General features: G+C 41.7%; 18 protein-coding genes, 1 tRNA gene and 1 pseudogene. 14 read left to right on the top strand and 6 right to left on the bottom strand.

What is annotated here, in order from left to right; translation table 11 throughout:
• Positions 1-4 precede the first annotated feature (4 nt).
• From dapA to ACLPIE_RS05285, 3 genes are all read left to right on the top strand, one after another.
• Entirely contained in the window at positions 5-871 is an 867-nt protein-coding gene (gene dapA / locus ACLPIE_RS05295; RefSeq protein WP_430260343.1) for a 4-hydroxy-tetrahydrodipicolinate synthase, read from the top strand.
• Between the two features lie 10 nt (positions 872-881).
• Entirely contained in the window at positions 882-2,366 is a 1,485-nt protein-coding gene (locus tag ACLPIE_RS05290; protein WP_430260341.1) for an aldehyde dehydrogenase, read from the top strand.
• Between the two features lie 87 nt (positions 2,367-2,453).
• Positions 2,454-3,968 (top strand): alanine/glycine:cation symporter family protein, encoded by a 1,515-nt coding sequence (locus ACLPIE_RS05285; RefSeq protein ID WP_430260339.1) that lies wholly within the window; start codon positions 2,454-2,456, stop codon positions 3,966-3,968.
• 8 nt (positions 3,969-3,976) lie between these two features.
• On the opposite strand, the gene ACLPIE_RS05280 is transcribed toward ACLPIE_RS05285, so the two are convergent.
• Positions 3,977-4,064 (bottom strand) — tRNA-Ser (locus tag ACLPIE_RS05280).
• Positions 4,065-4,400: 336 nt separating this feature from the next.
• On the opposite strand from ACLPIE_RS05280, the gene ghrA reads away from it, so the two are divergent.
• Together ghrA and ACLPIE_RS05270 are read left to right on the top strand one after the other, a co-directional pair.
• A complete protein-coding gene (ghrA, locus tag ACLPIE_RS05275; RefSeq protein WP_430260337.1) occupies positions 4,401-5,342 on the top strand; it encodes a glyoxylate/hydroxypyruvate reductase GhrA in 942 nt (313 codons plus the stop codon).
• 146 nt (positions 5,343-5,488) lie between these two features.
• The gene (locus tag ACLPIE_RS05270) at positions 5,489-6,049 is read left to right on the top strand and encodes a TorD/DmsD family molecular chaperone (RefSeq protein WP_430260335.1); all 561 of its coding nucleotides are present in this window, start codon (positions 5,489-5,491) and stop codon (positions 6,047-6,049) included.
• Between the two features lie 280 nt (positions 6,050-6,329).
• Here the strand turns inward: ACLPIE_RS05270 and ACLPIE_RS05265 are convergent, their stop codons facing one another.
• Both ACLPIE_RS05265 and mdtH read right to left on the bottom strand, forming a co-directional pair.
• Complete coding sequence (locus ACLPIE_RS05265) at positions 6,330-6,890, bottom strand: lipoprotein (RefSeq protein WP_430260333.1); 561 nt, start codon at positions 6,888-6,890, stop codon at positions 6,330-6,332.
• Between the two features lie 38 nt (positions 6,891-6,928).
• The gene (gene mdtH, locus ACLPIE_RS05260) at positions 6,929-8,134 is read right to left on the bottom strand and encodes a multidrug efflux MFS transporter MdtH (protein ID WP_430260331.1); all 1,206 of its coding nucleotides are present in this window, start codon (positions 8,132-8,134) and stop codon (positions 6,929-6,931) included.
• Positions 8,135-8,374: 240 nt separating this feature from the next.
• On the opposite strand from mdtH, the gene rimJ reads away from it, so the two are divergent.
• The 4 genes and pseudogenes from rimJ to ACLPIE_RS05240 all read left to right on the top strand — a co-directional run bounded on the left by rimJ (position 8,375) and on the right by ACLPIE_RS05240 (position 11,742).
• Positions 8,375-8,962, top strand: coding sequence for a ribosomal protein S5-alanine N-acetyltransferase (gene rimJ, locus ACLPIE_RS05255; RefSeq protein WP_430260329.1), 588 nt, complete (start codon positions 8,375-8,377; stop codon positions 8,960-8,962).
• A gap of 91 nt (positions 8,963-9,053) precedes the next feature.
• The gene (murJ, locus tag ACLPIE_RS05250) at positions 9,054-10,592 is read left to right on the top strand and encodes a murein biosynthesis integral membrane protein MurJ (protein WP_430260327.1); all 1,539 of its coding nucleotides are present in this window, start codon (positions 9,054-9,056) and stop codon (positions 10,590-10,592) included.
• Positions 10,593-10,882: 290 nt separating this feature from the next.
• Positions 10,883-11,116: pseudogene (locus ACLPIE_RS05245) on the top strand (hypothetical protein).
• 53 nt (positions 11,117-11,169) lie between these two features.
• Entirely contained in the window at positions 11,170-11,742 is a 573-nt protein-coding gene (locus ACLPIE_RS05240) for a DNA-binding protein (RefSeq protein ID WP_430260325.1), read from the top strand.
• A 20-nt stretch (positions 11,743-11,762) separates the two neighbouring features.
• On the opposite strand, the gene argS is transcribed toward ACLPIE_RS05240, so the two are convergent.
• On the bottom strand, positions 11,763-13,493 hold the full coding sequence (argS, locus tag ACLPIE_RS05235) for an arginine--tRNA ligase (RefSeq protein ID WP_430260323.1): 1,731 nt from the start codon (positions 13,491-13,493) through the stop codon (positions 11,763-11,765).
• 169 nt (positions 13,494-13,662) lie between these two features.
• Here argS and ACLPIE_RS05230 point away from each other — a divergent pair, with 169 nt between their 5' ends.
• The 5 genes from ACLPIE_RS05230 to ACLPIE_RS05210 all read left to right on the top strand — a co-directional run bounded on the left by ACLPIE_RS05230 (position 13,663) and on the right by ACLPIE_RS05210 (position 19,259).
• On the top strand, positions 13,663-14,241 hold the full coding sequence (locus ACLPIE_RS05230) for a VOC family protein (protein ID WP_430260321.1): 579 nt from the start codon (positions 13,663-13,665) through the stop codon (positions 14,239-14,241).
• Positions 14,242-14,396: 155 nt separating this feature from the next.
• The gene (gene cutC, locus ACLPIE_RS05225; RefSeq protein WP_430260319.1) at positions 14,397-15,158 is read left to right on the top strand and encodes a copper homeostasis protein CutC; all 762 of its coding nucleotides are present in this window, start codon (positions 14,397-14,399) and stop codon (positions 15,156-15,158) included.
• Between the two features lie 271 nt (positions 15,159-15,429).
• The gene (locus tag ACLPIE_RS05220; RefSeq protein ID WP_430260317.1) at positions 15,430-17,853 is read left to right on the top strand and encodes a DMSO/selenate family reductase complex A subunit; all 2,424 of its coding nucleotides are present in this window, start codon (positions 15,430-15,432) and stop codon (positions 17,851-17,853) included.
• Between the two features lie 10 nt (positions 17,854-17,863).
• The gene (locus ACLPIE_RS05215) at positions 17,864-18,481 is read left to right on the top strand and encodes a DMSO/selenate family reductase complex B subunit (RefSeq protein ID WP_430260315.1); all 618 of its coding nucleotides are present in this window, start codon (positions 17,864-17,866) and stop codon (positions 18,479-18,481) included.
• Position 18,482: 1 nt separating this feature from the next.
• Positions 18,483-19,259 carry a dimethyl sulfoxide reductase anchor subunit family protein gene (locus ACLPIE_RS05210; RefSeq protein ID WP_430260313.1) on the top strand — a complete coding sequence of 259 codons (777 nt, stop codon included), beginning with the start codon at positions 18,483-18,485 and terminating at the stop codon, positions 19,257-19,259.
• 66 nt (positions 19,260-19,325) lie between these two features.
• On the opposite strand, the gene cmoB is transcribed toward ACLPIE_RS05210, so the two are convergent.
• Together cmoB and cmoA are read right to left on the bottom strand one after the other, a co-directional pair.
• Positions 19,326-20,297, bottom strand: coding sequence for a tRNA 5-methoxyuridine(34)/uridine 5-oxyacetic acid(34) synthase CmoB (gene cmoB, locus ACLPIE_RS05205; protein WP_430260311.1), 972 nt, complete (start codon positions 20,295-20,297; stop codon positions 19,326-19,328).
• Positions 20,294-21,049, bottom strand: coding sequence for a carboxy-S-adenosyl-L-methionine synthase CmoA (gene cmoA, locus ACLPIE_RS05200; RefSeq protein WP_430260309.1), 756 nt, complete (start codon positions 21,047-21,049; stop codon positions 20,294-20,296). The genes cmoB and cmoA overlap by 4 nt, the downstream gene beginning before the upstream one ends.
• Positions 21,050-21,057: the final 8 nt, after the last annotated feature.

Raw genomic sequence — 21,057 nt, 5'->3', positions numbered from 1 at the left:
TCAAATGAACTTTCATGGCATTTTAGTCCCATTAGTCACTCCATTTCACGATGATTTATCATTAAATATTAGTGGATTAGCTGAGTTAACTGAGGCGTTAATTAGTCGCGGCGTGACTGGTTTAGTCGTTTGCGGAACGACGGGTGAATATTACGCCTTAAACGAAACTGAGCGTGCAACGGTATTATCGACAGTGAGCAAAATCGCTAAAGGGCGGGTGACGCTTATCGCGGGGATCAACGACCTATCAACAGAAGGGGCTATTGCCCGTGCACGTCAAGCCAAAGAGCTCGGTTATGAAGGTTTGATGTTATCACCACCACCTTATAGCTTGCCTGATCAACAGGGCGTTTACGCACATTATAAAAAAGTGGCTGCATCGACGCCGTTGCCTATCATCATGTACAACTTCCCAGCACGTATTGGTATCGAAATTGAAATTGATACGGTCATTAAATTGGCTGAAATTGAAAATATCGTGGCGATTAAAGAGAGCAGCGGTAACTTTAGCCGAGCGTTACATTTGTTACAAACGCCATTTAAAAACTTTGAAGTGATTTGTGGCTGTGATGACCAACCTGTCGATTTTTTCTTTTGGGGTTCAAAAAGCTGGATAGCAGGGGCGGGGAATGTTTTCCCGTCAGAACAGGTGGCTATTTATAACGCAGCTCAAGCGGGAGATTGGCAAAAAGCGAAACAAATCATGAGTGAAATTTACGCCGTAATTTACTCAATGGAATCGGGTGATTACAACCAAAAAGCCAAAGCAGGCTGCTTAAACGGTAAATTCAATGCGGGGCCAGTACGTTTGCCATTAACCAATATGGAGCCACAAATTCGCAATGAATTTGTCAAACTTATCAAGCCTTAGAGGAAATATCATGAAAATCAGCCAAGAACAGGTATTTGAGCGTGCCAAACAAGCCAGTTTATGGGCAGGTAATTTGATTGAAGGGCATTTAGGCCATCAACACAAGTTAGAAAACCGCACGCCTATTGATAATAGTTTGATTGGTTATATCGAAGATGGTGATGCAGAAGATATCGATGCTGCGGTATTGGTTGCGCGCAATACTTTCAATCAAGGCACTTGGCGTGATTTATCACCTCAAGAGCGCAAAATCGTCATGTTGAAATGGGCGGAATTGATTTCGAAACACAGTGAAGAACTAGCCGCGCTGGATTGTATTGATGCAGGAAAACCAATTTCTGAGTGTTTAAATACAGATTTACCCGCAACAGTTGAGACTTTTTATTGGTACGCTGAAGCGATAGATAAACTGTTTGGCAAAATTGCCCCGACAAGCCAACAGGAGCTTGGGCTGATTATCCATGAACCGATTGGGGTTGTTGGCGCTGTTTTACCGTGGAATTTCCCTGCACAAATGTTTGCGTGGAAAGTTGCCCCCGCGTTGGCAGTCGGTAACTCAGTGATTGTAAAGCCGGCAGAATTAACATCATTAAGTGCCTTTCGTTTAGTTGAACTGGCTTATGAAGCGGGGGTACCTAAAGGCGCGTTAAGTTTAGTTTGCGGGTTAGGGGAAAAGGTGGGGGAAGCTCTGGGGCGGCACCATGATGTCGATGTGGTTTCGTTCACAGGATCTACGGATGTTGGCCGATTATTTTTAAAATACTCAGCTGAAAGTAACTTAAAAGAAATTGTATTGGAGTGTGGTGGCAAGAGTCCTCAAGTGGTGTTTGAGGATGCAGATATTGACGCGGCCATTCCTCATATCCTGGCAGCTGCATTTTGGAACATGAGCGAAAACTGCAGTTGCGGTTCACGTTTGATTGTACATGAAAAAGTAAAACAGTCTTTATTAACTCAGTTGGTCACAGCACTGAAAGATTGGAAAGTGGGTGATCCAAGGCTGGCCGACGTGGCTATCGGTCCTATGGTCGAACAGGCTCACTTTGAAAAAGTACGTTCATTTTTAGATATTACAATAAAAGAAGGGGGGCGGTTAGTTGCTGGTGGAAATATTCATCATGATATTGGTTCTGGTTGGTACATAGAGCCAACAATTTTTGATGACGTGACATCACAAATGTCACTATTCAAACATGAGGTTTTTGGGCCTATTTTAGCAGTCACATCCTTTAAAACTGATGATGAAGCGATTGCTTTAGCCAATGATACACAATATGGATTAGCAGCATCTTTTTATAGCCAAAATATTCACCGAGCTTTGCATGTTGCACGTTGTATAAATGCAGGAACGGTTTCTGTAAATGGCTTTAGTGAAGGCAATATTACCACGCCATTTGGCGGTTTTCGCCAATCGGGATTTGGTGGTAAAGATAATGGGTTGGAGGCTTTCGAACAATACACACAAACTAAAGTCATCTGGTTTATCCATCAATAAACAACGTTGACCTGAGCCATAGTGCGCTCAGGTTTTTTTTACCCTGCAAATACACAATAAACAATTACAATAACGAAGGAGTACAAAATGGAAGCCATCGTTAATACAATCGTTGGTTACATCTGGGGTAATGCATTAGTGATATTATCGCTGGGTGTTGGACTTTACTTTACATTGGCGACACGCGGCGTACAGTTTCGCTATATTATCAAAATGGTTTGTCTATTAAAGGAAAACAAAGCCTCAAAAGAGGGTATCTCATCGTTCCAAGCGTTCTGTTTGGCATTATCAGGTCGTGTTGGTGTAGGCAACATTGCAGGAGTGGCAACCGCTATTGCTGCGGGGGGACCAGGCGCTATCTTTTGGATGGTGGTCATGGGGCTATTAGGCGGCGCGAGTGCATTTATTGAGTCAACTCTGGCCCAAATATATAAACAACGTTCAGATGGGCAATATCGAGGAGGATCGCCTTACTATATTGAGAAAGGGCTCAAACTAAAGCCATTTGCTATCATCGTTGCCGCTGTGATTTGTCTTTCTTATGGTGTGCTCGTTCCAGGTATTCAAGCCAATACTATCGCTGATTCTTTCCAAAGTTCCTTTAACTTACCTCCAGTTGTAACAGGCAGTATTGTCACCGTGTTGATGGCATGGTTAATCTTTGGTGGTGTGAAACGTATCGCTAGTGCAGCAGATAAAATCGTACAGATAATGGCGCTGGCGTACATCGTTATGATGGTGATCATACTGGGCAGTCACTATGAAAAAGTCCCTGCAATGTTTAGTTTGATTTTTCGCAGTGCAATGGGAATGGATGCCGTATTTGGTGGTATAGTGGGTACCGCTGTTTCTTGGGGCGTACGTCGTGCCGTGTTTTCCAATGTTGCAGGGGCGGGTGAGGCAACGTTTAGTTCTGCCGCCGCCGAGGTGAGCCATCCCGTGAAGCAAGGCCTAATCCAAGCATTCTCCATCTACATTGATACTGTGGTGGTGTGCACAGCATCAGGGTTAATGATCCTCGTGACCAATATGTACAATGTGTTTCCGGATGGTTCCGCACTTGCTTTAGTTGAATATGTCCCCGGAGTCGCAGCGGGAACAGCATGGACACAAATGGCCGTTTCAACGGTATTCACGTCAGCAGGTTCTGGCTTTGTCTCAATTGCCGTCTTCTTGTTTGCCTTCACGACATTGATGGCTTACTACTATATTGCGGAAACAACTATAGTTTATCTTGATAGAAAACTTGCCTTCCCTGTGTTGAAACTGATTTTGAAGTTTGTCTTCTTACTCATTGTTTTTATGGGCAGCGTACAGTCGGTCAGCTTAATGTGGAGCCTAGGTGATATTGGCTTCGGTAGCATGAGTTATCTCAATTTAATTGCCATTGTGTTCCTTTCAAAACCAGCACTGCGTGCGCTAAGAGATTATGAAAGGCAAGAGAAGCTTGGTATTGACCCTGTCTTTGACCCTAAAATCGCGGGCGTAGAAAATGCAGAGTTATGGGAAGATATTAGCCGTGAATATCATGCACAAGGAATTGGTGTAAATAAAAAAGATGCTAAAGGGGAAATGTATATGAAAGAAGAAAGAGAAGGTTAGAAGAAAAATGGCGGTGAGGGAGGGATTCGAACCCTCGATACGTTGCCGTATACACACTTTCCAGGCGTGCTCCTTCAGCCTCTCGGACACCTCACCGTTTTTCTGAAACCTGTTGCAAACGAATAGGTAAAACCTGTTGTGCAACGGGGCGCTACTATAGGGAAAATAGCGCCTTGCGTCAACTATCTATTCATTCTTTTTCCTACTTTTGTGGTTGTTTAGCTAAATAAAAATCAATTTGATTATTATATAATCTTAATTGTTATTATTTTATAGCAGCATCTTTTTTATGTTAATTTTGAACTGCAAGTGGAGAGGGCGAAAATCGTTATCTAGTTAACAAAATTCTTATTGAGTTAGCGCTAGGAGGTTGATTAACTTGAAAAGAAATTCTATTCGGCACACTCTGTTAGAAACCTAAGAGGAGTTGCCATGAATATTCTATTTTATCATCCATTCTTTAATTCAGCACAGTGGATTGAAGGCATGCGAGCTAGATTACCACAGGTTAATATTCGCCAATGGGAAAAAGGGGATAATCAACATGCTGATTATGCGATGGTTTGGTTGCCACCTTATGAGTGCTTAGCTGGGCGTAGTGATTTAAAAGGGATTTTTGCTTTAGGTGCGGGAGTCGATGCAATCTTAAAGCAGGAACAAGATAATCCGGGGACATTGCCTGCTGGTGTGCCCGTTATGCGGCTAGAAGATACAGGGATGGCTATTCAAATGGAAGAATATGCCTGTGCTAAAGTATTGGGTTATTTCCGCCGTATGGATGAATACCGTCAACTACAAACACAACGTCAATGGAAACAATTACCGGCATATCAACATGACGAATTTGTGGTTGGTATTATGGGAGCAGGTGCGCTTGGGAAAGCCGTTGCTGAGCGCTTAGTGAGTTTTGGCTTTCATGTCAGAACGTGGAGCCGTTCAGAAAAACGTATTGATAAGGTAAAAAGTTATTATGGCAACGAGCAACTTGCTGATTTCTTATCAGGAACTCGTGTGGTTATTAACTTATTACCAAGCACGCCTGAAACTGTTGGTATTTTGAACCAACAGCTATTTAGCCAATTGCAACAGGGCGCGTATGTGATAAACCTCGCTCGTGGTGCTCATTTAATCGAACAAGATTTATTATCAGCCCTTGATTCAGGGCAACTTGCAGGTGCGGCACTGGATGTTTTCGCTAACGAGCCTTTGCCACAAATGCACCCTTTCTGGACTCATCCTCGCATCGCTATTACTCCGCATGTTGCTGCATTTACTCAACCTAATGAAGCGATGGATATGATTGTGAGTAATATTCAGCGAATAGAAGCGGGTGAAACCCCCGTTGGTATCGTTGATATGGAGCGCGGTTATTAATTATTTCATTATTGACAAGGGGGTTTCATATCCCCTTGTCCCGTTCACGTTATTTTCTAATATATTTCCTGTTTTTTCGATATACTTAAGCTAATGCTATGGTCACGATGAGGTGGCTATCGAGTAAGTAAAACAGGAAAAAGTATATGAACGAATTTTCAATTGTCTGCCGCATCTTAGGCTCATTATTTCAGCGTAACCCAGATGATGCGTTAGTAAAGCCTTTAATTGATATGATTGCTCAAGACAAATTGAAGGACTCTTGGCCACTGGAACAAGATGAGCTTTGGGCTCGTATGGCGAAAGGGCTAGATATCAAAACCGTAAGTGCGGATTATCAAGCTTTATTTGCAGGTGAAACTCCAGCGGTATCTTTGTTAGCCAATGATTATGATGCGGAAATCACCGAAGCGGAGGTTCGTGAGTTTTTAACCGTAAGGGGAATGGTACTAACTGATGCGCCTGCTGATGCGTTTGGCGCTTTATTGCTTGCAGCATCATGGTTAGAAGACCAAGCCGCAGAAGACGAAATAGCGGCTCAAGAAGAGTTGTTTGATAGTTATATTCTTAGCTGGTATGGTGCATTTTTAGGTAAAGTAGAGGCGCATGCAACTACCGTATTTTACCGGACACTAGCTCAAATTACGCGCGATGCGGTAATTGCATTACGTGACGAATTAGATTCTGAGCTTAGCGAAAATTCATAACCATAGCCGTTCAATATTAATGGATGAGCCAATCCTTAGCCTTATTACATTGATAGAAAATATAAAACGTTGGTTGTAAAAACCAAACAACGTATAAATTATTGGCTTGATGATGAAAATAAATTTTCACGTCATATGTGACGGCGTCACTTCTAGTGATAATGTTATTTATAATGATTAATAAAGGGCAATGATTAATATTTTTGATTGAAATAAAAAGGCAACGGATTTCTCTGTTGCCTTAAATGCTTTTCACAATCGAAATAATTTATGGAGAAAATTAATCGACTAATGGAATGACCAGTTTACCTGGCTTGATTTCTAGCCCTTTGGCCAGTTTTTTCGCTGTTGCTTCAGCTGCTCCATTATCTGGGTTTAACACATAAACAGGCTGAGTCTCGAAAAATGTCTCAAGAGAGCTATTTAAATAAGGGATCACCGCTGACATGGCTGTGTCCATGTTTTCAGGGGTGACTTTATAATGACTGATATTTAATTCTTTTAAGTAAATAGAACCCGTTTGAGCGTCAAAGAAAGGGCGAGCGGTGAGTGTTAAGCTAATTTGTGCTTCTGCTTTGCCAATCAGGGAATCTAATTTTACGGTTGCATCACCATTCAAAGCCACTTTGCCAGGCTCACTACGACCAATTTCTGATGTTAAATTAGACAGTTGGATATCAGCATCAGCAAAACCAGTAATACCCACTTTGTGGTCATATTTTACTTTATTAGCAAGGTAACTATTAATCTGCGATTCACTGATACTGAATTCAGATAATTGACTACAACCTGTCAACAGAGTGATAAAGCCAACCATTGCGGCTAATAAAAATTTTTTCATAAAGACTCCTTTTACAGTAATACCGCTAGTTTAGCGCATTACTGTCCGCTCAACATGACTGTTTCAATTTTTTTACGATTAAATTGTTTATGCAAAGCCCACAGAGTAATGAAACCGATGCTCCCCAGTAAAAACCACGGTAGTTGCGGCATGTTCCATTGGTGGCCGATATCGTACATCCAGCCACCTCCGGTATAACCCACTGCGCCACCCAAGGCTAAACCCAAGCGGCTAAAGCCCATGTAACTGCCGCGAGCACGTGGGTCTGCTAATGATGCACTTAATGTTTCTCTGGCGGGGTCGGCCGTGACGGTGCCGAGATAAAATAGGCAAATGAGTGCAAATAACGTATTTAACGAGGTTGTCATGCCGATAGGGAACATGCTGAGACTCATTAAAAATAAACCTGCCATTAGGCGTTGTTCAAGGCGAAAATGTTTTTCACTCCAGCGCGCAATTGGGTAGAGTAGCGTCAAGGAAATAGCAGCTTCGATGGCATACATCCACTTGACTGCTGTAGGTGTTCCTGCTAACTCATTGACAACAATCGGGAACATTAGCATGACTTGCACTGATAACATAAAATAGCCAGCCAGCGTGACGACATAAGTGACAAATCGCTTGTCTTTTAATACACGGCCCATACCTTCTTTAATGGGGGTTCTAATCGTGGAAATACGATAAGCAGGTAATAGCCATGCATTGCAAATTGCAGCAATGATAAATACCCCGGCACCGACCCAACAGACATAATGGAAATCATATTGCAGTAGCCAGCTACCAATTAGCGCCCCTATAACAGCGCCTGCACTGTCTTGCATTAACAATAACGAATAAAAGCGGCCACGTTCATAAGGTCGCGTTAATTTGATCACTAATGCTGTTCTTGGCGGGTCGAAAAGGGTACCTCCGAGCGCAGATAAGACGCAAGATAGCCACAATACCCAAGGGTCATGGGCTACTGCCATCACGGCAAAACCGCTAGCGCGAAGTAGCATTCCGATAACAATCATGGGTTTAGCTCCAAAGCGGTCAGCAATGGCACCACCAAAAATACCCAACCCTTGCTGTACAAACTGCCGAAGGCCTAATGCAAAACCAACAACAACGGCGGCCCAACCCAATTGGTCAACAAAGCGAATCGAGATAAGTGGAAATACTACAAAAAAGCCGAGGACAACTAACATGTTGTCGAGCAATAGAAAATATTTACCTAGACTTCTTGCCCGTGACACCTGCGCCATGATACACCATTAGAAAAATAGCCGAGAGGGAATACTCCTTAATGTTACTTATCAATAATATCAGTATAATAGGCGCTAATAGATGATATTTTTTTATCGATAGTAAAGTAGGTTATTGATGATTTATTTTTATCGATAAATAGTCGTCATATTTTGCAGCGCAGCATTGTTGACTAGACTTTGGTGTTTAAATTGCAATCTAGAAACGTTATTTGGCTTTTCATTAATTAAGGGTTAACGATGTTTGGTTATCGTTCAAATGTACCTAAAATCCGCCTTGTCACTGATCGAATGGTTATCCGTTTGACTTATGATAGAGATAATTATCGGCTTGCTGATTACTACAGTTTGAATAAGGATTATTTGATCCCTTGGGAACCGACGCGAGATAATTCACATTATCAACCTGCGGGCTGGCAAAACCGATTACAAGTTATGAATGAAATGCATCGTGAAGGCAGTGCTTATCATTTTCTTTTGCTCGATAAAGAAGAAAACGAAGTGATAGGGGTGGCTAATTTTAGTAATGTCTTGCGGGGCTCATTTCACGCGTGTTACTTAGGCTATTCGTTAGGTGAAAAGTGGCAAGGCCAAGGCCTAATGTTTGAGGCTTTGACTCAAGCAACGCGCTATATGCAACAACATCAAAAAATGCACCGTATTATGGCAAATTATATGCCTCATAATATGCGTAGCGGCAATTTATTAGCGAAATTGGGCTTTGAACGTGAAGGGTATGCAAGGCAATATCTGCAAATAAACGGTGAGTGGCGTGACCATGTATTAACAGCACTGACAGATAACACATGGACACCTAATAAACCTTAAATACATAAACTCTTAATTTACTTTTCAATCGTAGTCAGTGGCAGCGGGCGCTGTTAAACTGATACGACTGTATACTTTTAGCCTATCAATCATGAATTTATTAAAATCGCTGGCAGCAGTAAGCTCAATGACTATGATGTCTCGTGTCCTTGGGTTTATTCGTGATGCCATTATTGCTCGCGTTTTTGGCGCGGGGGCAGCAGCTGATGCCTTTTTTGTTGCGTTTAAATTACCTAATTTATTACGGCGCATCTTCGCTGAGGGCGCATTTTCTCAAGCATTTGTCCCAATACTCGCAGAGTATAAAAACCAACAAGGAGAGGAAGCGACTCGCACGTTTGTTGCCTACATTGCGGGTATGCTAACGCTTGTATTGGCGATAGTCACAGTGGCTGGTATGCTCGCTGCACCTTGGATTATCTATGTGACAGCCCCTGGGTTCACTGATGATGCAGATAAATTTGCACTAACAACAAATTTATTGCGAGTGACATTCCCCTATATATTTTTAATTTCACTGGCCTCGCTAGTGGGTGCAATCCTCAATACTTGGAATCGCTTCTCAGTTCCAGCCTTTGCTCCAACCTTACTCAATGTCAGTATGATCATTTTTGCGGCTTTCGCAGCTCCTTATTTTGATCCTCCAATCATGTCCCTTGCATGGGCAGTGTTAGTCGGTGGTGTTTTACAGCTAGTCTATCAGTTGCCTCATCTAAAAAAGGTCGGTATGTTGGTCTTACCGCGTCTTTCTTTTCGAAATAGTGGTGTTTGGCGTGTAATGAAAATGATGGGACCTGCCATTATTGGGGTTTCTGTTGCACAGATTTCGTTAATTATTAATACGATTTTTGCTTCATTTTTACAATCTGGGTCTGTTTCTTGGATGTACTATGCGGACCGACTGATGGAGTTGCCATCAGGGGTACTCGGAGTGGCTTTAGGGACTATCTTGCTGCCTTCTTTAGCGAAAAGTTTCACGAGTGGTAATCATAATGAGTATCGCCAGCTAATGGATTGGGGGCTACGTCTTTGCTTATTGCTTGCTTTACCTTGTGCGCTTGGATTGGCGATCTTATCAGAAGCGCTCACTGTTTCTTTATTCCAGTATGGTAATTTCACCGCCCATGACTCCCTAATGACTCAATATGCTTTAATTTCTTACTGCGTGGGTTTAACAGGGATGATCTTAATTAAAATTTTGGCTCCAGGTTTTTATTCGCGCCAAGATATCCGTACGCCTGTAAAAATTGCCATTGTGACTTTAATATTAACCCAGTTAATGAACCTCGCATTTATTGGACCACTTCAACATGCAGGCTTGGCATTATCAATCGGTTTAGCGGCCTGTTTTAATGCAGGGGTATTGTATTGGCAATTGCGTAAACAAGAAATTTTCCAACCTTTAGCGGGGTGGAAAGGTTTCTTGTTTAAGCTGCTGATCGCTTTAGCGGTTATGGGAGGAGTACTATTTGCTGTATTACATTTTATGCCTTCATGGCAAGAAGGAAACATGCTAATGCGTATGTTACGTTTGATTGCTGTTGTGGTCATTGGGGCGAGCAGTTATTTTGTCGCCTTATTTGCATTAGGCTTCCGTCCACGTGATTTTATAAAACACAGTATTGCCTAGGTGTTTTTACCCGCCAATGCTAAAAAGCTCAATGATTATTGGGCTTTTTTATTTCTTTCTTCTACTAATTTCTGCCCTAATTTCATTAATGTTTATATGATTATTTAATTAATGAATTTAACTTCAATCAATTGTTTTCATTATAAAAAATAATATTTTTAACTCGTTTTACAGTAAAGTAATAGGGCTTTATTGAGGTAAATAAAGTGTTTGAGGATATTTCATTTTTTGAGTATCTAAATCGTTGACCACTGTCAACGGATTGACTATGTTGTGTGAGTCGGAGGTCAATGAAGAAGCATCCGAATAAGCATATTCAAGCAGCCATTGAATATGCGTTAGAACAGGGCTGGGAGTGGGTTAGTGCAGGAAGTTCATCACATACTTTTTGTAAGTTACGCTGTGGTCAGGCAGCAGATGAGCACCAAACCCATATGATGAGTGTTTAATCTACTCCTCGAGTGATGGAAGTACATGCCAAGCAAATTATAAGAAAGGTTAATTGCTGTATCGCACTTTCTTGATAACAAAAGCGGTTTCGGCCGCTTTATATGGAAATATAAAACAAGGAGCAAGTATGGCACTGTTTAATTTTATACTCACACTTTCGGGGGGGACGTCTGAAACAACAGGAATTGAAGATGCATTATACACTGCGGGCTGTGATGATGCGCTAATTTGCTTTTATGGAAAATCCGTTTATCTAGAGTTTGATAGGGAAGGTCCTACATTGGATTTAGCCATTAAATCTGCAATTACAGATATTGAAAGGGCATCTGTTGGGGCGAAAGTGGAGTCTATAGATAGTGCATTAGTGGGGTTGAGTGATATTGCAGAATTAACCGGGTTAACACGTCAAGCTATCGCATTATTAAAGGATGGAGCACGAGGTGATGGCGGTTTTCCTTGCCCAGTACAGCGTTTAAAAGGTGCATCTCCCCTTTGGGATTGGGCCTGTGTTGCAAAATGGTTGAAAGATAATAATCGGTTAAATCAATATCCTGAGCTCTATGAACAAGCAAAAACACTTTGTAAATGGAACTTAGTGTTACGTAATTGTGCCAATGAAAATAGTAATGAACTCCAAAAACTAACACAGTGGTTGTCCGATAAACGTAAAGAAAAACAGCCCACCGAAGTGAGCTGTTAATGTAGCAAAAGAATGAGAAATTACATTCTTTCGACGGTTTCGATACCTAGGGTATCTAAACCTGTTTTCAGCGTCTTTTGTGTTAATGCTGCAAGTTTCAGGCGGCTTTGGCGTTGCTCTTCACTTTCGGCAGACAAAATAGGGCAGTGCTCGTAAAAACTTGAAAATAATCCAGCAAGTTCATATAAGTAGGCACACATCACATGCGGTGTTCCGTCACGAGCTACTGTCAGAATAGTTTCTTCAAATTGCAATAAACGCGTCGCTAGTGCAATTTCACGTGGGTCTTGCAGCGAAACAGGTAATGTCAGGTCAGCATGGGTCAAGTTGGCTTTTTTGAAAACAGAGGCCACTCGAGTATAAGCATATTGCATATAAGGGGCAGTATTTCCTTCGAACGCTAACATGTTGTCCCAATCAAAAATATAGTCAGTAGTTCTATTTTTTGATAGGTCTGCATATTTAACCGCACCAATACCGACGACGTTTGCTACATTGCGCAGTTCGTCTTCTGGCATATCAGGGTTTTTCTCGCGGATCAGCGTTTGTGCACGTTCAATCGCTTCATCAAGCAGGTCGGATAAGCGAACAGTACCTCCTGCACGAGTTTTAAATGGTTTTCCATCTTTGCCTAACATCATGCCGAACATATGGTGCTCAAGTGCCATAGACTCAGGGATATAGCCTGCTTTACGGACAATAGTCCACGCTTGCATTAGATGTTGATGTTGACGTGAATCAATATAATAAAGAGCTCGGTCTGCATGTAAGGTTTCATAACGGTATTTTGCACAGGCAATATCCGTCGTTGTATAAAGGAAACCACCGTCTTTCTTCTGGACGATAACGCCCATTGGTTCGCCTTCTTTATTTTTGAATTCATCAAGGAAGACAACAGTTGCGCCTTCGCTTTCAACCGCAAGACCTTTGTTTTTTAAATCCGCAACAATACCCGGTAGCATGCTGTTATATAAGCTTTCACCCATGACGTCGTCTTCGGTTAACGTCACATTTAAGCGGCGATAAGTCTCTTGATTTTGCTGCATGGTGATATCCACCAATTTACGCCACATTTCACGGCAATAGGAGTCACCAGATTGCAGTTTTACAACATAGCCACGAGCGCGTACGGCAAACTCTTCATCTTCATCGTAATGTTTTTTCGCTTCGCGGTAGAATTCTTCGAGATCGGCAAGAGCCATATCGCTGGCATCTTCGTTCTGCACTTTCTCAAGGTAAGCTATCAGCATACCGAATTGTGTACCCCAGTCACCTACATGATTAGCACGAATGACTTTATGACCAAGAAACTCTTGGGTACGTGCTGCTGCATCACCAATAATGGTTGAACGTAGATGACCCACGTGCATTTGTTTAGCAACGTTTGGTGCTGAATAATCAATAACAATCGTTTCAGCTTTAACAGGCGCTAGGCCTAAACGTTGAGATGTCAATGCCTCTTCTATGTGTTTTTCAACCCACGTTGGCTCAAGGAATATATTGATAAACCCAGGGCCTGCAATTTCCACTTTATTTGCGATGCCGTTTAAATTTAGGTGATTAACAATTTGCTCAGCAAGTTGTCTCGGAGCCATTCCCATTTTTTTAGCAGCGCCCATTACCCCGTTTGCTTGATAGTCACCAAACTGAGCTTTAGCGGACTGACGCACAAGTGCATCACTGCCTTCTGGAGCACCCGCTGCTAACATCGCAGCACTAATTTTATCTGAAAGAATCGCCTGAATATTCACCGAATTACCTTAAATTACGAACATAGTTACCGCAATGTGCCATCACATGCGCAGAACTAAAAGGTGGAAGAGAAAAACCGACAGGTTTTATACCACATTTTAGGTCTCTCATGCTACAGTCTGCGTCAATGTTTAAAAGATAAGTTTCAGGAAAGAGGCTTTTATTGCCATGCAATTGAATAAAATTTCGCAATTACAAGATTTATGGGAAGACTTACCTGTATTCGTGAGCAAGCTACAGTTCATGGCTCAGGAATTGGGATTATCTTTGTCGTTGTATCCCATTGACCATATTTCTGTACGTTGTCACCATATAGAAACCGCAGAGCGGTGGCACCAAGGGTTGATGCAATGTACGCAGTTAATTTCGGATAATATAATTAATGGTCGGCCGATCCGTCTTTATGAGTTATCACAACCTATTGATATAGCAGGTCAGGATGTTTTCATTATTGAACTGCCGTATCCAAAAGATAAAACGTACCCTAAAGAAAGCTGGGAACACATTGAAATGGTCATTGATGTTGCACCAGAACAATTAGCCATCACGGCACAAAATCTTTTACCTGAGCCTCTGCCTAAAGGGTATAAACTTAAAATAAGTCAACCGCAAGGTCAGCAAGAAAGATTGCCAAATCCGACATTAGCAGTGTCAAATGGTGAAGTGACAGTTAAATACCATCCATTTTCGCTAAAAAAGATAATTGGAAGTGAAAAAATAAGTGATGTAATTAACGTTATCGAATAATAGTCATCGTTAACTTTTCGGGGTGTGATATCCATCCGATAACATTTTTTATTAAATGGCATTATTACGTGAATTATTAGTATTCAACATTATGTCCCAATTATTGTTCTTGGGTCGCTAAAGAATTAGCAGTATTAGCATATTTGGAGATGATTATGGCAAAACTGGAAATTTGCTGTTTTGGAATAGAATGTGCCCAAGTGGCTCAAGAATATGGTGCAGATCGCATCGAATTATGTTCAGGGGCGGCTGATGGTGGGCTAACACCAAGTTATGGCTATCTGAAATTAGCCAGAGAAAAACTGCATATTCCAGTACATCCTATTATCCGTCCCCGTGGAGGCGATTTTTGCTATAACGTTAGTGAGTTTGATGTGATCCGTGAAGACTTAATCATGATTAAGGAAATGGGTTTTCCTGGCGCAGTAGTTGGAATTTTGGACAGTGAAGGGCGTATTGATATCAACCGAATGCATACCTTAATGGATATTGCTCAGGGAATGAATATTACATTCCACCGTGCATTTGATATGTGCATTAACCCATTACTTGCATTAGAGCAATTAAATGAACTTGGTGTGGCGCGTATTTTGACCTCTGGTCAGCAACAAAATGCAGAGCTGGGGTTACCACTTCTGAAAGAGTTACACGAAAAAAGTTGCCAAATAAACGGCCCTAAAATTATGGCGGGAGCTGGTGTTCGTTTAGCTAATTTAAGTAAATTCATGGATATAGGCTTATCTGAGGTGCATAGTTCAGCAGGGAAAACGGTTCCTTCAACAATGAATTATCGTAAAGTCGGCGTCACTATGGCGTCCAATAGCGAAACGGATGAGTTTACTCACTATTGTGTAGATGGGCTGACAGTTGAAGCGATGAAAGACTTTATTTCTATTACTGAAAAAGTCTCTGTTTAGCCAATTACTAAGATCATATTTAAACATACTTTTTATAAGATAAGGAAAATCAATCAATTGGTTTTCCTTATTGTTTTCTCAAACCACTCTGGTTAATCATAAGGGCAATATCACTTTCATTGATAAATAATATCGTAAATTTACCATTAATAATTCAATTATTGGTTCTGTTGATGTACATCAAATAACCATATCATTTATGTGCCTACTATCTGATTACTATAAAAATACTATGTAATTCAATTTATAATAATTAAAAGGTAGCAATGTAATGATAAAGCAAATGAGTCAAACAGCACTGAGTCGACGGAAGTTTATTCAAGCTTCAGCTTCAGTGGCAACCACAACGGCAATCGCCAGCTCCATTTCCTTACCTTTTTCAGTTCAAGCAACACCTTTTGTAAAAATTCAACCAGATGAAGCCAATGAAAAAATCAAATACAGCGCATGCTTAGTTAACTGTGGTAGCCGGTGTCCGTTAAAAGTGCATGTCAAAGATGATGTGATCACTCGTATTTCCAACGAAACTATGTATGACGACTCCCAATTTGGCTTACACCAGATACGACCATGCTTAAGAGGACGCTCTGTTCGTTGGAAAACCTATAATCCTGATCGATTAAAATATCCTTTATTACGTACAGGTAAACGTGGAGAAGGTAAATTCAAACGAATTTCTTGGGATGAAGCGACAACGATTGTGGCGCAAAAGTTACGTTCAACCATTGATACCTATGGTAATGAAGCCATTTACTATCAATATGGTTCAGGTTCGACAGGGGCAAATTTACAAGGACGTAATGCGTGTAAACGTTTATTAAACCAGTTAGGTGGCTTTCTTGACCAACATGGAACTTACTCAACGGCCCAAATCAATGGGGTTATCCCGTATGTTTATGGACAATTAGACGACTCTTTATTGTCAGAAATAGCTAACAGCGATTTAGTAGTGATGTTCGGTCATAATATTGCAGAGACGCGTATGTCGGGTGGCGGACAGTTTTATGAAACACTCAAAGCGCTCGAAAAAAGTAAAGCAAAAGTGATTATCATTGACCCTCGCCGCACTGATAGTGTCACAACGCTGGGGGCTGAGTGGATTCCTATTTATCCGGGAACCGACGGTGCCTTGGTTGCTGCAATCATTCATACCTTAATTAAAGAGCAACTAACAGATGAAGTATTCTTAGCAAAATACTGTGTTGGCTGGGATGCGCAAACACTACCTGAGTCTGCGCCACAAAATGGGTCATACAAAGACTACATTTTGGGTTTAGGTGAGGATGGTATAGAAAAAACCCCTGAGTGGGCGAGTAAAATTACAGGGGTTTCCCCTACGCGTATTATTCAGCTTGCCCGAGAGTTAGGGAATGCGAAGGCTGCGTGGATCTCGCAAGGTTGGGGGTTACAAAGAACCGCTTCAGGGGAACAAGCGGCTCGCGCAGTGATGATGCTGCCGATTGTGACGGGCCACATTGGTCGCTCAGGAACGAATGCAGGGGGCTGGGGAGGTAACGTAGCGTATTCTGTCCCTGGTTTTGCTATTCCAAATCCAGTAAAAACCAAGATCCCTTGTTTTATGTGGACAGATGCCATTGTTCGAGGTACTGACATGACATCAACGAATTCCACGTTGATTGGTAAAGACCGCCTTGAAACAAATGTGAAATTCCTATGGCATTATGCGAGTAATGTCACCGGTAATCAACACTCTGACTTAAATAAAACTCACGATATTTTAGTTGATGAATCGCTATGTGAATTTATCCTTGTTTGGGATATACATATGACCCCATCGGCAAAATATGCAGATTTGATTTTACCTGATGTCTCCAGTGTTGAGTCGAATGACTTGATTAATAACTCCTATGCAAGTGGTGCATATCACTATGCTATCCGCTTACAAAATACAATCACCCCGTTATGGGAGTGTCGCCAGTCATATGATGTTTTGGCGGATATTGCTGAGAAATTAGGTATTAAAGAACAATTCACGGAAGGGCGTACTCATGAGCAATGGATTGAGCATTGCTATAACCAAATGCGCGAGAAAAATCCACATTTGCCAACATTCGAAGAAACAAATGATATGGGAATTGTGGACAGAAAATTAGCCAATAGTGCCGATTATATTGCGCTGAAAAGCTTCCGAGACTCCCCAGAAACGGCGCCATTGCCAACACCTTCCGGTAAAATTGAAATCTATTCTGAAAGGTTAGCTAAAATCGCCAAAGAATGGGACTACCCTGCAGACCAACGTATCCCTGCGGTACCGGAGTATTGTATCAATACTGAAGGCGTCGAAAATAAGCAGGCCAAACAGAAATACCCACTACAAATGACAGGTTATCATGATAAAGGTCATGCGCACTCATCTTATTTCAATATTGCTGTACTACGTGAAGCGGTGCCTCATCAGTATTGGATTAACCCAATAGATGCATCAGCTAGAGGTATTCAAGATGGTGATATGACCGAAATATTTAATGAGCGAGGGCGGATACATATCAAGGCTAAGGTCACTGAACGTGTTTTGCCTGGGGTGATCGCCGTCCCTCAAGGTGCATGGCGTGAGGTTAATGATGAGGGTGTAGACATCGGAGGATGCATCAACACGTTAACGACACAACAACCATCTGCCTTAGTAAAAGGTAACCCACAACACACCAACTTGGTTGACGTGAAACGTGCATAAGGAGAGATTGATGAAACAGTATGGCTTTTATTTCGATTCAACGAAATGCACGGGGTGTAAAACTTGTCAGGTCAGTTGTAAGGATGAAAAAGATCTGGATTTAGGCCCTAAATTCCGCCGCGTTTATGAGTTCGGTGGGGGGAGTTGGCAACAGCAAGATGGGATATGGCAGCAGAATGTCTATAACTATTATCTATCAATTTCTTGTAACCACTGCTCTAATCCAACATGTGTTGAAGGGTGCCCCACAGGGGCAATGCACAAACGCGAACAAGATGGTTTAGTGGTCGTCGACCAAACAGTTTGTGTTGGATGTCGCTACTGTGAACTGCGCTGCCCTTATGGTGCACCACAGTTTGATGAAAAGAAACAGTTGATGAGTAAATGTGATGGCTGTTATGAGCGTGTTGAAAAAGGCATGAAGCCTGTATGTGTTGAGTCGTGCCCACAACGTGCGTTAGATTTTGATGACATCACGGTGTTACGTAAACACCATGGCAACATTAATGGCATTGCACCTATGCCTAATCCTCAACTTACGAACCCTAACATTGTGATTAAGCCGCATAAAGATGCGAAGCCTTATGGTGATAAGAGCGGTAAATTACAAAACCCAGCAGAGGTATAACATGCACGAACTTCCACTCGTTTTCTTCACGGTATTTGGGCAATCTGCTGCGGGTTTGTATTTACTTGCTTATATGAGTAAAAAAATAGGCATGATTGACGAAAACCAATTGCGTAAAGCAAATATTGTGGGTTTTATTATCATGATAATTGCTCTGGCTATTGGGGGGCTGCATGTAGGACAACCTTTGCGTTTCTTTAACATGTTGTTAGGTGTAGGCCGCTCACCGATGAGTAATGAAGCATTGCTCAGTGGCATTTTTGTCGCTTTCGGGGCTGCAACTTTACTCTTCACTTTATTCATTAAAAATAAAGCGCTTAGTGAATTATGTAATATCGGCACGGTTATTTTTGGTTTGGCATTTGTATGGTCAATCCCTCAAATCTATAATATTGCCACGATTGCTAATTGGTTCACTGTCTTCACCACCTTACAAATGTGGATGACGTTGTTAGTCGGTGGAGGGGCATTAGCCATTCTATTAGGCGCTCAGCGGTTAGGGGCTTTGGCTTTTCTGATTGGTGCCGTCATTATATTTGCCACGAGAGCGGCTTACGTGTCATTTTTGGGTGAAACAGGTCCAGAGATTAGCGCAGAACAAGCGGGTTTTTGGGGGTTCCAACTGGTTGTCCTCGCATTAATGTTATTTGTTTTTCCAGCACTATTATACCGTGGACGAAATTCAACGGCAGTACTGAGTATTTGTGCGATAGCGGTTATTTTAGCGGAGTTATCAGGCCGAGTAGCCTTCTATAACCTATGGCAGATTACAATGTAATCCCTTGATTATCAGATATAATAAACGCCTATGGGTAAAATGAACTGACATAGGCGTTTTGTTATTTTAAGGTTTACGTGCCACTAAAATAGCACGTAGCGGTGCAGGGTAACCTTCGATGGTTTTCGTTTGGTCATTAGGGTCTAAAAATTCAGCTAATGAATCCGTTCTCATCCATTGTGTGCGCCGCTGCTCTTGCAAAGACGTCACTTCTTGGTCAACAATGCGCACATCCACAAAACCACATTTTTCTAACCATACTTTGAGCATTTTTGCAGAGGGAATGAAATAAACATTGCGCATTTGTGCATAACGGTCGCCAGGAATAAGGCATTGAAACTCATTGCCTTCAATAACCAGACTTTCAAGAACCAGTTCACCTTCATTAACAAGCTGATTTTTAAGTTGGTATAAATGATCGAGTGGTGAACGGCGGTGATATAACACCCCCATTGAAAATACCGTATCAAATGCATTAAGTGCGGGTAGTTGTTCTATTCCGAGAGGTAATAAGTGAGCTCGTTGATCATCCCCCAGTAATTTTCTGACTGCCTCGAATTGGCATAAAAACAGTTCTGTGGGATCAATGCCGACAACAAATTTTGCGTCTTGCCCTAACATGCGCCACATATGGTACCCGCTACCACAACCTACATCTAATACATAGCGGTCTTTTAACGACGAAATATGGGGTAAAACGCGATCCCATTTCCAATCAGAACGCCATTCAGTATCAATGTTGACGCCATAGAGAGAAAAAGGGCCTTTACGCCAAGGCATGAGTTGTTCAAGGATATTATTTAAACGTCGGGTTTCACCAGATGTTAACTCAGGATCTCGGGTTGCCGTCACGCTATTGAGTAAATCCAAGTTTGTGGGCGTCATGACAGGCAAGTTATCTAGCATTTTTTCCCATGAGGAAAAACCGCCATGTAAGCCTTGCTTTTTCCACGTTGCAAGTTGTGCAGGCAGTGTTTCAAGCCAGTGGCTTAAAGGGCTCACCGCAATGTGCTGATAGAAACGGCCAAAATCAATCATGCCAAGACCTCTTTTAGCGCTAAAAGTGAACCAAAATTGAAGCACTGGAACCAAACTTCACAGTGAGTAAAGCCTGCTTTTTTCAGACGTGTTTTATGTGCGTCAACAGAATCGGTCAACATGACGTTTTCTAACATGCTGCGCTTTTGGCTAATTTCCAGTTCACTGTAGCCATTTGCCCGTTTGAAATCATGATGCATGTTAAATAATAGTTCACCGATTTCTTGATCTTCAAAATTAAATTTTTCAGAAAGGACTAAAATGCCACCGGGCTGTAAACCTTGATAGATTTTATTCAATAATAACTGACGGTCATCAGGGTTTAAAAATTGCAAAGTAAAATTGAGTACAACCATTGATGCATTTTCAATATTCACATCACGAATATCACCTTCAATGACTTCAACCGGTGTATCAGCACGGTAAGCATCAATATGACGACGGCAGCGCTCTACCATAGCCGGTGAATTATCAATAGCGATAATTTTACTATTTTCGACAGTAATATTGCGCCTGATTGATAAGGTTGCAGCGCCTAATGAGCAGCCTAAATCATAAACTTGGCTATTGGGCTTTACAAAACGCCCAGCAAGCATACCAATCATGGTAATAATATTTGAATACCCCGGAACTGAGCGTTGGATCATATCGGGAAAGACTTCGGCAACTTTTTCATCGAACTGCCAATCACCAAGGTTAGCAATAGGTGCAGAAAAAAGGCTGTCTTTTTGAGTTGGGTCCTGACTTGACATAAGTTCTG

This window comes from Providencia sp. Me31A (assembly GCF_050487165.1).
Classification (GTDB): domain Bacteria; phylum Pseudomonadota; class Gammaproteobacteria; order Enterobacterales; family Enterobacteriaceae; genus Providencia.
The sequence above is the reverse complement of the archived record's forward strand: the minus strand, read 5'-3'. Positions and strand labels throughout refer to the sequence as shown.

Coding starts and splice junctions, on each gene's coding strand:
- murJ (WP_430260327.1), top strand. CDS start 9,054: ATGAATTTATTAAAATCGCTGGCAGCAGTAAGCTCAATGACTATGATG.
- ghrA (WP_430260337.1), top strand. CDS start 4,401: ATGAATATTCTATTTTATCATCCATTCTTTAATTCAGCACAGTGGATT.
- ACLPIE_RS05240 (WP_430260325.1), top strand. CDS start 11,170: ATGGCACTGTTTAATTTTATACTCACACTTTCGGGGGGGACGTCTGAA.
- mdtH (WP_430260331.1), bottom strand. CDS start 8,134: ATGGCGCAGGTGTCACGGGCAAGAAGTCTAGGTAAATATTTTCTATTG.
- cmoB (WP_430260311.1), bottom strand. CDS start 20,297: ATGATTGATTTTGGCCGTTTCTATCAGCACATTGCGGTGAGCCCTTTA.
- cmoA (WP_430260309.1), bottom strand. CDS start 21,049: ATGTCAAGTCAGGACCCAACTCAAAAAGACAGCCTTTTTTCTGCACCT.
- ACLPIE_RS05210 (WP_430260313.1), top strand. CDS start 18,483: ATGCACGAACTTCCACTCGTTTTCTTCACGGTATTTGGGCAATCTGCT.
- ACLPIE_RS05270 (WP_430260335.1), top strand. CDS start 5,489: ATGAACGAATTTTCAATTGTCTGCCGCATCTTAGGCTCATTATTTCAG.
- ACLPIE_RS05285 (WP_430260339.1), top strand. CDS start 2,454: ATGGAAGCCATCGTTAATACAATCGTTGGTTACATCTGGGGTAATGCA.
- ACLPIE_RS05265 (WP_430260333.1), bottom strand. CDS start 6,890: ATGAAAAAATTTTTATTAGCCGCAATGGTTGGCTTTATCACTCTGTTG.
- cutC (WP_430260319.1), top strand. CDS start 14,397: ATGGCAAAACTGGAAATTTGCTGTTTTGGAATAGAATGTGCCCAAGTG.
- dapA (WP_430260343.1), top strand. CDS start 5: ATGAACTTTCATGGCATTTTAGTCCCATTAGTCACTCCATTTCACGAT.
- rimJ (WP_430260329.1), top strand. CDS start 8,375: ATGTTTGGTTATCGTTCAAATGTACCTAAAATCCGCCTTGTCACTGAT.
- ACLPIE_RS05290 (WP_430260341.1), top strand. CDS start 882: ATGAAAATCAGCCAAGAACAGGTATTTGAGCGTGCCAAACAAGCCAGT.
- ACLPIE_RS05230 (WP_430260321.1), top strand. CDS start 13,663: ATGCAATTGAATAAAATTTCGCAATTACAAGATTTATGGGAAGACTTA.
- ACLPIE_RS05215 (WP_430260315.1), top strand. CDS start 17,864: ATGAAACAGTATGGCTTTTATTTCGATTCAACGAAATGCACGGGGTGT.
- ACLPIE_RS05220 (WP_430260317.1), top strand. CDS start 15,430: ATGATAAAGCAAATGAGTCAAACAGCACTGAGTCGACGGAAGTTTATT.